Source organism: Bacillus sp. SH5-2, from assembly GCF_008368905.1.
GTDB lineage: Bacteria > Bacillota > Bacilli > Bacillales > Bacillaceae_G > Bacillus_A > Bacillus_A luti.
The window spans coordinates 61473-74869 of sequence record NZ_QOSD01000020.1 but is presented as its reverse complement, the minus strand read 5'-3'; the positions used below and the strand labels follow the sequence as shown (position 1 = coordinate 74869).

Sequence of the window (13397 nt, the reverse complement as noted above, 5' to 3'; positions counted from 1 at the left end):
ACACAAGTATTTTCACACTTTATACAGATCATTTCCGTATAATTCTAAATCAAAAATTACATCTTCTTTATAAAACAAAAGCAACCTTCTCGGTTGCTTTTGTTTTACCCGTTTTTCTTCGCCATGAAGAAAATACGCTCTGTTTGTTCTGTAACTTCAAGTCTCTCAAAGTCACCCGTCACGCGAAGCACTGTGAAACCAGCCTCTTCAAGCCATTTCGTCAACTCTTCAACCTGATATGCACGTTGCACGTGACATTCGTCAAAACGATGGTACACATCTTCTTCTGGATCTTGAACAAAGAATGTTAAATCATGCTCTACACTATTTGATTCTTCACCGGGGAAGCAATTCCAAATAAGAGATATTTCTTCTCCATTCACTGTGTATGTTTCATTTTGAAATACATGATGTATTTTATATAAAGAATGTACATCAAATAAAAACAAACCATCTTGACGTAAATGGTGGAACACTCTTCTAAACGTTTCTTGTACTCCCTCTTCTTGCAATACATAATTTAATGAATCACAAAAGATGGTTACGCAATCGAATTCACCTGGAACATCAAGCTCTCGCATGTCTTGTTGGTAAAAAGGAATAAAGTATCCCTCTCCTCCTAACTTTTGCTGAGCGACTGTTAACATTTCTTCCGAAAGATCGACACCGATTAAATCGTAACCCTTTTGTACGAGCGGAAGGGTTACATTACCAGTACCGCATGCTACGTCAAGAATCTTTGCCTCTTTCATATCCGCTTGCTGCAGGCTTTCCTCTGTGAATTCTACCCACTTTTCATAAGGGACATCATTCATTAGTTCGTCGTACAACAATGCAAATTGTTCGTATTTCATTGGTCTAGCTCGTCTGTAATATCTTCACGTGGCACATCGCCCCATAGACGTTCTAAATTATAGTGATTACGCTCATCCTTATGGAATACATGAGCAACTACATCTCCAAGATCAACTAATACCCAGCGCGCTTCGTCAAAACCTTCCATACGTTGTACGTCGATTTGGAACTCGTGTGCTTTTGATTTAATTTCACGCGCAATTGCTTGCACTTGTTTATCTGAGTTACCGTGACAAATAATGAAATAATCTGCAATTGGTGAAATACCTTGCATATTTAGGACAACCATATCTTCTGCTCTCTTATCATCAGCTGCTTTCGCTGCTAATACTAATAAATCTTTATCTTTCATTTAATAATTTCCTCCTTGATAACTGCATTATATGTTTGGAATGTTAATGGATAAATCGTTTGATCTTTTTCCATTAAAAATTGAATTGTTCGCTTTAACGCAAATAATAAAGCTTGATTTATATCTGTATATGCGAGTTTACGAGCTTCTTCCACCCCTGGAAACTTTCGCCCAGGCTCAATGTAATCAGCTACATAAATCACTTTATCTAACATCGTCATTTTCTCATGACCACTTGTATGATATGTAATAGCTTGCAGGATTTCAGGATCCGTAATGCCTACTTCTTTTTCTACTAAGTATGCCCCAACAGGTGCATGCCATAACTCTTTGTTATAACAAAGTAGATCTTTCGGCAAATCTTCACGTTTAATAATCTCTTCCATCTCTGAAATTGCTCTACATTTCGCATAATCATGGAATATAGCTGCCACTTCTGCTTTCTTCTCATCCACACCGTATAATTTAGCGAGCTCAATCGCTGTCTCCATTACACCAATTGTGTGTATATAACGTTTTTCATGCATTTGTTGTTTGACAATATGAAGTGCATTCTCACGATTCATACAACCCATTCCTCTCGATATATACCTGTACTTTTTCAGGAAGTAAATATTTACATGTTTTCTTCTCTTTATATCTCTCACGTAATAAAGATGAAGAAACTGCAAACTCCGGAATTTCCACCGTAGTGATATTATAAGGCGTATGCAATGTATAACCAGGTCTTGCAACACCAACAAACGTAACTAGATCGAGTAACGCTTCAATGTTATACCATTTCGGTAAATACTCAACCATATCTCCACCAATAATAAAGTGAAACTGCACATCCGGATACTTCTTCGTCAATTGTAACATAGTGTCATATGTATAAGATGGGCCCTTCCTATTTAGCTCTTCTAAACAAATAGAAAAGTGTGTTTCTTCCTCAGTCGCAAGCTCTAACATATGTAAGCGACTTTCTACACTTGTAATATTTCGCCCTTGTTTATGCGGTGGAATTTGGTTTGGTAAGAACCATACCTCCTCCAGATTCAAAGCGTGATACACTTCATTCGCAATTAGTAAATGCCCATAATGAGGCGGATCAAATGTACCGCCAATGATGCCAATTTTTCTCAAAAGAAACGCCCCTTCCTTTTACATACAGTAACTCTCTTCATTCCTATCCGAAGAGAGTTCACTGTTAATAAAAGTTCAATTGGTTTCGCTCTCTACATCATTACGCACCAGCGATAAAATAGCGCATGCTAACCTTTTTTATCGAGGAAGCTTAATTTGTTTATTTTCTCTTGATTCTTTGTATAACACAATTGTGCTTCCAATTACTTGAACGATTTCAGCACGTGCACCTTTTGCAAGTTCTTCTGCAACTTCACGGCGATCGAATTCACAGTTTTGTAGCACACTTACTTTAAATAACTCACGAGCTTCTAAAGTATCTGCGATTTGTTTAATCATATTTTCATTTACTCCGCCTTTTCCTACTTGAAAAATTGGTGTTAAATGATGTGCTTGTGCACGTAAAAATCTTTTTTGTTTTCCTGTTAACATATATGTTAGCCTCCAAGCTTTTTTATAACTAATTGTTTCATTCTCTCAATATTTGGTACACGTCCTGTCCACATTTCAAATGCAAGTGCCCCTTGATAAACAAACATATCAATGCCATTTTGAATAATTGCACCTTGCGCTTTTGCCTCACATAAAATTTTCGTTTCAAATGGATTATAAATTATATCTGATACAATCGTTCCTTTTTTTAACGAACAAATTTGTAATGGCGTATGTTCGACGTATGGATGCATACCTATTGTTGTCGTCTGAATGATAATATCATAATCCCCATATTCCTCTGTTGCTTTTTCTAGCGATAAAGCAACAGAGGTAACATGAGCCGTACATGCGGCAATAAGCTCTTCCGCCTTATCTACTGTACGATTGGCTACATCAATCTCTTTCACACCTATATCAGCAAGAGAAAAATAAATAGCTCGGCTAGCACCACCTGCGCCAAGTAATAAAATACGTTTCCCTTGAAGTGGTTCACTACTAATGGATTGCAGTGCTCGAACAAAACCAATTCCATCTGTATTGTAGCCAATTAATTTCCCGTCTTTATGAACCACTGTATTTACTGCACCGATTTGCATTGCTAATGGATCAATCTCATCCAAATATTCCATAATAGCAACTTTGTGCGGAGTTGTTACATTAAATCCTGAAATACCTAATGCTTTTAAACCTCTTACTGCTTCCCCTAGCACTTCTTCTTCAACAAGAAATGCATGATAATGGGCATCCATATTCAAGTGTTCAAATGCATCGTTATGCATAACGGGTGATAATGAATGTCCAATTGGATTTCCGATTACACCATATAATTGTTTCATAAATCCCTCTCCATATTAAATTAAAGATTTACGCAATGAAACACTTACTCCTTTTGGTACGTGTGCAACAATTTTTGCTCCTGGTTCGTTCACAGTAACCCATCCTAATCCAGAAAATACAACATCCGTTTTTGGTTCACGAATATTAAACTCGTATTTCACTAGCTCTGGCATATTTGCTAATTCTTCTGGTGTTGGCGGGCTTAGTAAATCCCCAGCATGATTTTTATACAATTCGTCTGCTTTCTCAAGCTTTGTACGATGAATTGTTAAACGATTTGAGAAGTGACAAGTAAACGCACGACGACCACCACTTACATAATCAAAACGTGCCAACCCACTAAAGAATAACGTTTGTTCTTCATTTAATTGGAACACCATTGGTTTAATTTCTTTTGTTGGTGTAATAAGCTTTAAACTTTGTTTTCCCACATAATGAGCCATTTGATGGTGATTAATAATACCTGGTGTATCATATAAAGAAGATTCTTCGTCTAATGGAATATCAATTAAATCAAGTGTTGTTCCTGGGAAATGAGATGTTGTAATTACATTTTCAGTCTCATCACTGAATTCTTTAATCATACGATTAATAAATGTTGATTTCCCTACATTTGTACATCCAACAACATAAACATCTTTGCCACCGCGATAATACTCAATAGCATCCGCAAGCTCAGCAATCCCTTGTCCCTTCGCTGCACTAATTAAAAAGACATCTTCTGGCTTTAATCCTAGCTGCTTTGCACTATATCGCATCCAATGCTTTACTTTATCATGTTTTACTGATTTAGGAATTAAATCCGCTTTATTTCCAACAAGTAATACTTTATTATTTCCTACGAAACGATGTAAACCAGGTAACCAGCTACCATTAAAATCAAAAATGTCTACAATCTTAACTACTAGTGCATCCGATTTTCCAATTCCATTTAGAATACGTAGGAAGTCATCGTCCGTTAATGATACGTCTTGAATTTCATTGTAATGCTTCAAGCGAAAACAACGTTGACAAATCACTTGTTCTTTCTCTAAAGATGAAGTAGGAGCATATCCCACTTCATTTTTATTTTCTGTTTGAATTTCTACTCCGCAACCAATACATTTAATTGTTTCAGTCAAACTTTATTCCTCCCAGTTGATTAAACCTTTTTTCTTCATATTTCTCATAATTCGTCGTTCAATTTTTCGATTAAAGCGCGTCACTAACCCGTCCGTTTGTGCTACCGGTACAACTAAAATTGTATGAAGTCCCACTCGATTTCCACCAAGCACATCCGTTAGTAATTGATCCCCAATCACTACAACTTCATCTGGTTGTAAACTCATCTCTTGCATCGCACGCTTAAATGCGCGAACAAATGGTTTACGAGCGCTATGAATAAATGGAATACCTAATGGATCAGCAAAGTCTTTCACACGTTGTTCATTATTATTTGAAACGACCGTTACTTGAATGCCTTGCTCTTTCATTTTCAAAAACCACTCTTCAAGTTGTGGCGTTGCATTTGGACGATCCCACTCAATTAAAGTGTTATCTAAATCTGTAATAACGCCTTTAATTCCACGTTTTTTCAAATCTTCTGGTTGAACATGATATACATTTTTCACATATTCATTTGGTAAAAATAACTTCAATTTCTTTCACCTCTTTGAGGAGTTTTCATAAAATTTTTCGACAACATTTTTCGATATAGAACCTGTGGATAAAATTGTACACATTTTCCACGTTAATTTTTCAGTCAATTTGGAATTTACTAACAATCTATACACACTTTATCCACCTAGGTATGTGGATAACCCCTTATTTGTGACTGTCATATTTTTTTGGTACATTAAATGCAACAACGAATCAATCCTTATATTATTAGGAGGTGACTCACCTTGAAAACAAAACATATGGAACAGTTATCTACTGAGTTACTCACTGAGTCTTATTATAAAGCAAAAGAACTAAAATTAAATCCCGACTTCATTTTACTTATAAAACAAGAAATTATTAGACGCTCATTAGAGGACAAGCTTGTCAAAACGTCTTGATTACATATAAAGTGATAACTTTAATCAGTGGGGATTTTGTCCATTCCTCACTGATTATCAGTCCGCACCTGTAAAAAGAGCCATCCTGCGATGGCTCTCGAATAAACAAGTACTCCCATCTAGGGGGTTTTCATCATTAAGCACCTTCATCCATAACGCTTACTTATGGTAATAACATGTTTACTTATGAGCTAATCGAGTAGCAATTTTTTCACCAAGACGAAGTTCTTGTCCACTTTTCAATTCCTGCACTACTTCTATCATATCTTTTTCAAACAATAACACAACTGTTGAACCAAATGTAAAGTATGCCATTTCTTCACCTTTTTGAACAGTACTTCTTTCATGCAAAAGCTCAATACTATTCACAAACATAGCACCTACTTTCACAAGCGCCATATGCTCGCCATCGCTATTCACTTCTGTAACAGAACGATAATTTTTTGACAGTGGTTCTTTCCCGTATTCCATACCCGCAGCATTTACCGGATACGATTTTCTACCGAGTACAAATCTTTCAGTCACAGAACCAGAAAGCGGGCTATGAATGCGATGATAATGACTTGGGCTCAAATAAATAACCATATATGTACCGCCTGCATATCGCTTTGCACGTTCTTCATTACCTAGCATATCCACAATTGAATAACGCTTACCTTTAATATTAAATGTTTTTGTGTCCTCAATCGGACCGTGATCAGCAAAAACACCATCAACAGGGCTAACGATACTCAGTTCATCTGTATCAATACTACGCTTTCCTTCTTTTAGCTTACGTGTAAATAATTCATGCAATGTTCTATATTCCTTCAAACCCTTTTCCATCTCATCTTGATTAAGTTGAAAAACCTTCGCATATGACGGAATAATGATAGAGCTCAAACGAGATTGTGCAAATTTACGTAATATATAAGAAGTAAAGCGACCATTTGTAAGTTCGATCATAAGTCGATATAATGTACGTCGCAAATTGCGAAACCTCCTAATCAGTCTATAACTTTAGTTTCCCCTTCTTTTCTTTCTATATCATATGTAAAATTGGTTCTTATTCCCACATATCATATAGAGCTGTCTCATTATACATATAGAAAACTAAGTATGGTATTATCCTTAAATTGTTTAGCACCTTCTAATATTACAGATAGAATCCTTCATTTTCAACAGTGAACATGCATTTCTTCTTATGACAACTCGTTTTCTTTCCTTATTTACAAAGAAAAGCAGCCAATTTTAAAATATGGCTGCTTGTAATATATATTATTCTTTCGCTTTCTTCTCTTTCTCAGCTCGCACAAATTCATGGAACATTTTCATTAAGGCGCGCTTTTCAATTCTTGATACGTAGCTTCTTGAAATACCAAGTGCCTTAGCAATTTCCCGCTGCGTTTTTTCTTTATCCAGTCCAAGCCCAAAACGCTTCACGATTACTTCTTTCTCTCGTTCATCTAAAATATCGATATACTCTTTAATCTTTTCTAACTCCATACTAAGCTGAATCATATCAATTACATCTTCAGACTCTGATTTTAATATATCAATAAGCGATATTTCATTCCCCTCTTTATCTTGCCCGATCGGATCATGAAGTGAAACGTCTTTTTTCGTTTTTTTCAGCACACGTAAATGCATCAAAATTTCATTTTCAATACAGCGTGCTGCATACGTTGCGAGCTTTGTTCCTTTTCCTGCTGAATAACTCTCAATCGCTTTAATAAGCCCAATTGTACCAATTGAAATTAAATCTTCTGCATCTTCACCCGTGTTTTCAAATTTTTTAACGATATGAGCTACAAGCCGTAAATTATGTTCAATTAAAAGATTTCTCGCTTGAGCATCACCTTGCTCCATTAACTCTAAGTACTTTCTCTCATCATCTGATGATAACGGCTGCGGAAAAGCATTATTCTTCACATAAGAAACAAATACAAATACTTCTCGAACCATATATCCAATTGCGGCGAATAGACTCAAACCTTTCACCTCCGCCAAAATAGTGGTCTTTACTAAGTGTATGTGGGCGTGAGGTTATTTGTGTCTGTACGATATAAATATGGAATCCTTAGCTTTTTGTCGAACGAAATAAGTCTTTCATACCTTGCATATTTTTTCCAATGTATTACAATATGTTAAGTTCCAAAATTTTGAAAGAGGTGTTTTCATGCGATACGCTACGTCACAAATCAGAAACCTTGTAGTACTCACATTATCATTTTTCTTACTTTCAGCTTGTGGACAACAAACGTCTCCTACAAAAACTGAGGCTACTAAACAGGATACTGCCGCATCAAAAGACAGTACAAAAACGGAAGATAGCCAAAAAACTGAAGACAATGCAAAAAACGAGAACAACGTAAAAGCTGAGAACAACGCAAAAACTGAGAACAACGTAAAAACTGAGAACAACGCAAAAACTGAGAACAACGCAAAAACTGAGAACAACACAAAAACTGAGAACAACGCAAAAACTGAGAACAACGCAAAAACTGAGAACAACGCGAAAACTGAGAACAACGCAAAAACAGAGAACAAAACGCGAGAACAACGCAAAAACTGAAAACAACACAACAACTAAAAACAATAACAACACAAAGACTGAGAACAATACAGCAGCTACAAATAGCGGAAAAACTGAAGCAGCATCTAAAAACACGCAGAAAGATCAACAACCAGCTAAACAACCAAATAAACAAGCCGATACTATTAAATTCACAAGTGAAGACGCTGTGAGAGTTCTCGAGAAAAGAATGGGAGCTCGCTCAGAGGAAATTCGTTATGGGTCTGGGGAAGACAAACTAATTGGCACAATAAATGGCATTAAACTATACGACGTCTTATACGTACGCGAATCTCCTGAGAACTCTCGTGCTCTAAATTTTGCAGTAGGATCTGATGGAAATCTATATAACTGGTCGAAAGCTCAAGATGGTGTTCTTCAACCACTTAATAGCAATTAACAAATTATTCTACGAACATAGTAAAAGCCAATCGAAACGTATCGATTGGCTTTTACTAATATTCACTCCAAATTTTCTCCCCAGTATGCGCATCAATATAACGAATTTCTCGACTACATTCAAAGAATTCTTTATGATTTTCATTCGTTGTTTGTTTATACAGTAGTTCGTAATTCGTTTCCTCTACCTCATTTTCTAAAAACCATTCTAAATTAACTCTCATGGCCTCTCTATATACTTCTAACGCTTCTTCTTTTGTTACTTTTGGTGTTGTTTCATATGTAAGTAACTCTTTTATAAATTTGCTAGACTCTCCAGAGTAGTGCATCACTGCACCATTCTCTGTATTAATGTTAATCATAATATATTTTCCCTCTACATGAATGTCATTTACATATATTGAAAAGGAAAATCTCTCAATCCCCTCTTCCTCTTCATAAGTATCCCAAAGCCGAACATACTTTGTTGCATTCGGGATACTATGCTCCAAAAATTGAAGTGCTTTTTCTAAACATTGCTCTCTTGATAAGATTGTTTTCCTTTTTTTCTCGTCCTTCCACATAAAAAAAGAAAGCAATTGATTTTGTTCTTTATCTAAAGTAATTACAACGAATTCATCATGCTTTAACATCGGAAAATGTTTTTTATAGAACTCATCCATTGAATATGAATCCTTCTCTTCTACTTCTTTTTGTAATTCTTCTTTTAATACAAATTTTATCCGGACTTCATCCTCATCTACTTGTTTATCTAATTCGACAAATTTCCCCTTGTCCCAATCAAATAAATCAAACAGATCTTTTTTGTGACCATTCTTTAACGGTTTATCAACAAGTACTGTAGAAGGTAATTTATAGTGTTCCGGCCCATATAAATCTTTACCTGTACTTGCATCAATAAACGCATGACCAGGCTCTGGTTCATATACGAGACGGTATCCTTTTACTTCTTCCCCTTTTTCATATTTACATGAAGAGTGTGTTAAATCTACAAATACAAGTCTCATATCTTGTCTAGCTTTCAAATTTTCTAACACGACGTTCTCCTCAACAATTTCACTTGGCCATAACGGTTTTTTCTCTATCGCTTTTTGTCCATTATGATGGAAATTCACAACATTACCTGAAGGATGCACTCGTACAACACACCCTGTATTCGGCAATGGATAGCTATTCACTTCTTGCATATAATTTACTTCTTTGCAACCGCGCCTGCCGTCCTTAACAGTTACATATGTATAAAATTCATATCCTTCTTTTGTATATTTTTTTAAGAATGTATTTGCAATCTCTCTTGCTTCATTCTCCTCTATCACTTCCTTACCACTTGAAAAAGAATTTTCATCCTCTATCCTAAATTCAATTAAATTACCAGTATGTCTATTCAACGTAATTTGTATCGTTCTCTCCGCATCCTCTTTATGCTCCCACCATAATAAATGATACGGGTCATTCACACCTTCTCGATCATCTACAACAAGTCTATATTCATCTGGAATGTCAATAATATGAGCCACTCGCTCTTTTCTTTCTTTATCTTTTTGATTCATCATACCTCTCCTTACATTACAATTTAAGGTAATTATAACAAACAAAACCAAATGATTATAAGCAAAAAAGACTAGAGATATCTCTAGTCTTTTACTTCGTTTCACGATGTAACGTTACTCGCTTTAATCGTGGACAATATTTTTTTAGTTCGATGCGCTCTGGATTGTTTCGTTTATTCTTTTTAGAAATATAATTACGATCACCACACTCCGTACAAGCTAATGTAATATTTACACGCATATGTCATTCTCCTTTCATGCAAAGATTGCAACTAAAACGTAATGATTACGATTTAAATATTATACAATTTCACTTAATTTGTCAATTGCAAGCAAAAGACAAAAAGCTGAAACAATTAGTTCATACGAAATTCACACGAATCTATTACTATAGAACTTGTACATAGTGAACTTATTAACAATCACGTTTATTCATATAGAATCTCATTCGAAAGGAGTTGAAAGTATGAAAACTAAATATCGTTTTATGATTTCATCATTTGCTGCTTGCGCTTATATGATTTGGTATTTAGTATAGTAACCTCACTTGTAAATAGGAAAAGGTGTGTATATAAATGGAATATAATCAATCAACAGTTAACTATTGGAAAGCTTTTGTATTACCGTATACATTTGCTTTAGAAGAGTTAAAAACTAAATTTGAAATTATGAACCGGGAAGCTCAATTTCTAGAGGATTACAACCCGTTTGAACATATAAAAACAAGACTGAAACAACCTGAAAGTATTATTAAAAAACTTGAGCGTAAAAATTTATTACCGACAGTTGAAAATGCGCAAACGCATTTACAAGACATCATCGGCATTCGTATTACATGTTGCTTCGTAGAAGATATCTATCATTTGAAAAATGTCATTCAAAAACGTGAAGATATGGAAATCATAGAAGTAAAAGATTATATCGCTAACCCAAAACAAAATGGATATAAAAGTTTACACATGATTATTAAATATCCTTTATCACTAAATTCTGGTACAAAAGAAGTCTTTGCAGAAATTCAGTTACGTACGCTTGCAATGGACTTTTGGGCAAGCTTAGAGCATAAACTTTATTATAAATATGAAGGGAAAATACCTGAGTATTTAAAAGATGAACTACATGATGCCGCAATGAAAGCTGAAGATCTTGATAATAAAATGGCAACCATTCGCCAAGATATTGATGATATCGAAGCATGCTCAAATCAAATTATGTTACCACTATAAAAAAAGGTTCTCGCCAATGAGAACCTTTTTTGCACTATTTACAGGGATTTTCACTTTATTTCTTCTCTATCGTACGAACCTCTTCAATTTTCCATCCATCCTCTTCTTTTCCAAGTGCATACTGTACTTTCTTCTGAAGAGTGACCTCCCCATCTATTTCCTTTTCTTTTGTTTCAACAACAACATACCCTGCTTTACTAGCTTTTATGTCTATATGTTCCAATTCAATTTTCTTATTTCCCTTTTGAAAAGCTGCTTCTTTTTGCGTTTTTAAGTCTTCAGTACTAGGCATCTTCTTTGAAAATAACTCCATATGTTCAGCAAGATTTTTTTCATTTGTCGTCCGTACAAATTTCTCCATAACATCTTGAATTGATTTCTCTTCTTCTTTCGTTATTTGTACCTTTTCCTCAGCTTTTGTAGTAGTAGATTTTTGTTCTATCTGATTCTCTTTGGATTGACATCCAACTAGCAATAATACACCTATTAGAAGGAATCCTATCCCTTTGAAAAAAGCTCTCATCTTCCCATCTCCTAAAAAGAAAAGTGAGGCATTTCGCCTCACTTTCATTTATAATTAGCGTCTTCCTTTATTTGGATCACCGCCGCCAACAATATCAAAGACACGTTTAGCGATATTGGTATTCTCTTGAACGCCAGAGAACAAGTATTTACCAGGGCCAAATGCATACACGTTTACATCTTCCCCTGTATGTCCACCAGTTGTCCAGCCTGTAACCGAGCGCTTATTGAAAATATCTTCAATCGCATTATCAATCTTTGTTACATCTTTTGATGGAGCTATATCATTTACAGCTTTAATTTCTTCTGGTGTTAATTGTAAATCAATATATTTTTTCAATGTTTCTTCTACATTTGCACCTTTTGCAATCTCATTTGCCATAAAGTCTGGTGTGCGTTTTGCAGCTTTAATTGGATCTACTTTAAAGTTATACTCGCCATTGGCACCTAGAGATAATCCACCTGTAGCGTGGTCTGCAGTTGCAACAACTAATGTATTTTTATCCTTTTTCGCAAACTCAATCGCTGCTTTGAAAGCTTTTTCGAAGTCTTCCATTTCACTCATTGCACCAACAATATCATTATCGTGTCCAGCCCAGTCAATTTGACTTCCTTCAACCATTAAGAAGAAACCATTTTTATTTTTGTTCAAACGCTCAATTGCTGCATTTGTCATTTCTTCTAATGAAGGTGTTTTCTCATTACGGTCAATCATTTTATCTAATCCGCCTGGTGCGAATAAACCAAGAATTTGATCATTTTTATCATTTAACAATTGATTTCGATCTGTTACATAGCTATAACCAGATTTCTTAAATTCTTCTGTAAGATTACGATCTTTTCTAACAAAGTTATTTACGCCGCCGCCAAGCATAACATCTACTTTATGCTTCCCTTTAATTTTTTCATCAAAATAATCATTTGCAATTGCGTCCATATTTTTACGACTAATGTCATGCGCACCGAAAGCAGCTGGTGTTGCATGTGTAATTTCAGAAGTTGCAACTAATCCTGTTGATTTTCCTTTTTCTTTCGCTTGCTCAAGAACAGTTTTCACTTCCGCTTTATCGTTATCAACCGCAATTGCCGCGTTATATGTTTTAATCCCTGCAGACATAGCTGTTGCTGCTGATGCAGAGTCCGTAATATTTTCATGTTCATCTTCTGGATATGTTTTTTGTGTTCCTACAAGATGCTTATCAAATTCTGTAGATTCCATCTCGAATGTTTTTGGATTATCTTTCATATAACGATGAGCCGTCATATACGAAGGACCCATACCATCCCCAATTAATACGATAACATTCTTAATCTTTGCATTGCTTCCATTCTCATCCGCATTTACCTCACTAGAACGAGTAAAATTCCATGTTGCTACCGAAGTAACTGCTAATGATGCCACAACTGCAAATGGCCATGCCTTTTTTACAAACTTTTTCACTGTATTGTCCCCCTAATTAGGTTATTCATTTCCCACTATCAAATTTAATAGAAGACTATTAA

At 35.3% G+C, this 13397-nt stretch carries 18 protein-coding genes; 4 read left to right on the top strand and 14 right to left on the bottom strand.

What is annotated here, in order from left to right:
- Positions 1–104: 104 nt before the first annotated feature.
- The 8 genes from DN410_RS15425 to DN410_RS15390 form a co-directional block, all read right to left on the bottom strand.
- The gene (locus tag DN410_RS15425) at positions 105–854 is read right to left on the bottom strand and encodes a class I SAM-dependent methyltransferase (RefSeq protein WP_071712962.1); all 750 of its coding nucleotides are present in this window, start codon (positions 852–854) and stop codon (positions 105–107) included.
- The gene (gene rsfS / locus DN410_RS15420) at positions 851–1207 is read right to left on the bottom strand and encodes a ribosome silencing factor (protein WP_000653203.1); all 357 of its coding nucleotides are present in this window, start codon (positions 1205–1207) and stop codon (positions 851–853) included. Before rsfS ends, DN410_RS15425 begins: the two co-directional genes overlap by 4 nt.
- Positions 1204–1773: a bis(5'-nucleosyl)-tetraphosphatase (symmetrical) YqeK gene (yqeK, locus tag DN410_RS15415; RefSeq protein WP_149177155.1), complete on the bottom strand. Its 570-nt coding sequence runs from the start codon at positions 1771–1773 to the stop codon at positions 1204–1206. Before yqeK ends, rsfS begins: the two co-directional genes overlap by 4 nt.
- Positions 1763–2332, bottom strand: coding sequence for a nicotinate-nucleotide adenylyltransferase (gene nadD / locus DN410_RS15410; RefSeq protein WP_001226051.1), 570 nt, complete (start codon positions 2330–2332; stop codon positions 1763–1765). Before nadD ends, yqeK begins: the two co-directional genes overlap by 11 nt.
- Before the next feature lie 138 nt (positions 2333–2470).
- The gene (yhbY, locus tag DN410_RS15405) at positions 2471–2764 is read right to left on the bottom strand and encodes a ribosome assembly RNA-binding protein YhbY (protein WP_000955224.1); all 294 of its coding nucleotides are present in this window, start codon (positions 2762–2764) and stop codon (positions 2471–2473) included.
- Positions 2765–2769: 5 nt separating this feature from the next.
- Entirely contained in the window at positions 2770–3603 is an 834-nt protein-coding gene (aroE, locus tag DN410_RS15400; RefSeq protein WP_149177154.1) for a shikimate dehydrogenase, read from the bottom strand.
- Positions 3604–3618: 15 nt separating this feature from the next.
- Complete coding sequence (gene yqeH / locus DN410_RS15395; RefSeq protein ID WP_000140807.1) at positions 3619–4725, bottom strand: ribosome biogenesis GTPase YqeH; 1107 nt, start codon at positions 4723–4725, stop codon at positions 3619–3621.
- A gap of 3 nt (positions 4726–4728) precedes the next feature.
- Positions 4729–5241, bottom strand: a complete 513-nt coding sequence (locus DN410_RS15390) for a YqeG family HAD IIIA-type phosphatase (protein WP_149177153.1) — start codon at positions 5239–5241, stop codon at positions 4729–4731.
- Between the two features lie 246 nt (positions 5242–5487).
- On the opposite strand from DN410_RS15390, the gene sda reads away from it, so the two are divergent.
- Positions 5488–5643, top strand: coding sequence for a sporulation histidine kinase inhibitor Sda (gene sda / locus DN410_RS15385; RefSeq protein ID WP_140417369.1), 156 nt, complete (start codon positions 5488–5490; stop codon positions 5641–5643).
- Positions 5644–5823: 180 nt separating this feature from the next.
- Here the strand turns inward: sda and DN410_RS15380 are convergent, their stop codons facing one another.
- On the bottom strand, positions 5824–6612 hold the full coding sequence (locus tag DN410_RS15380; RefSeq protein WP_149177152.1) for a phosphatidylserine decarboxylase: 789 nt from the start codon (positions 6610–6612) through the stop codon (positions 5824–5826).
- A gap of 288 nt (positions 6613–6900) precedes the next feature.
- A complete protein-coding gene (gene sigK / locus DN410_RS15375) occupies positions 6901–7614 on the bottom strand; it encodes an RNA polymerase sporulation sigma factor SigK (protein ID WP_000051382.1) in 714 nt (237 codons plus the stop codon).
- Positions 7615–7801: 187 nt separating this feature from the next.
- Between sigK and DN410_RS28785 the strand changes: the two genes are divergently transcribed.
- Entirely contained in the window at positions 7802–8197 is a 396-nt protein-coding gene (locus tag DN410_RS28785; protein WP_370456818.1) for a hypothetical protein, read from the top strand.
- Between the two features lie 190 nt (positions 8198–8387).
- On the top strand, positions 8388–8597 hold the full coding sequence (locus tag DN410_RS28780; protein ID WP_370456817.1) for a hypothetical protein: 210 nt from the start codon (positions 8388–8390) through the stop codon (positions 8595–8597).
- A 55-nt stretch (positions 8598–8652) separates the two neighbouring features.
- Here the strand turns inward: DN410_RS28780 and DN410_RS15365 are convergent, their stop codons facing one another.
- Both DN410_RS15365 and rpmG read right to left on the bottom strand, forming a co-directional pair.
- Positions 8653–10149 (bottom strand): YcdB/YcdC domain-containing protein, encoded by a 1497-nt coding sequence (locus DN410_RS15365; RefSeq protein WP_149177151.1) that lies wholly within the window; start codon positions 10147–10149, stop codon positions 8653–8655.
- 88 nt (positions 10150–10237) lie between these two features.
- Entirely contained in the window at positions 10238–10387 is a 150-nt protein-coding gene (gene rpmG / locus DN410_RS15360) for a 50S ribosomal protein L33 (protein ID WP_001265617.1), read from the bottom strand.
- 334 nt (positions 10388–10721) lie between these two features.
- Between rpmG and DN410_RS15355 the strand changes: the two genes are divergently transcribed.
- The gene (locus DN410_RS15355; protein WP_000456225.1) at positions 10722–11372 is read left to right on the top strand and encodes a GTP pyrophosphokinase; all 651 of its coding nucleotides are present in this window, start codon (positions 10722–10724) and stop codon (positions 11370–11372) included.
- 55 nt (positions 11373–11427) lie between these two features.
- Here the strand turns inward: DN410_RS15355 and DN410_RS15350 are convergent, their stop codons facing one another.
- Complete coding sequence (locus tag DN410_RS15350) at positions 11428–11895, bottom strand: hypothetical protein (protein ID WP_149177150.1); 468 nt, start codon at positions 11893–11895, stop codon at positions 11428–11430.
- Positions 11896–11949: 54 nt separating this feature from the next.
- Complete coding sequence (locus DN410_RS15345; RefSeq protein WP_149177149.1) at positions 11950–13335, bottom strand: alkaline phosphatase; 1386 nt, start codon at positions 13333–13335, stop codon at positions 11950–11952.
- Positions 13336–13397: the final 62 nt, after the last annotated feature.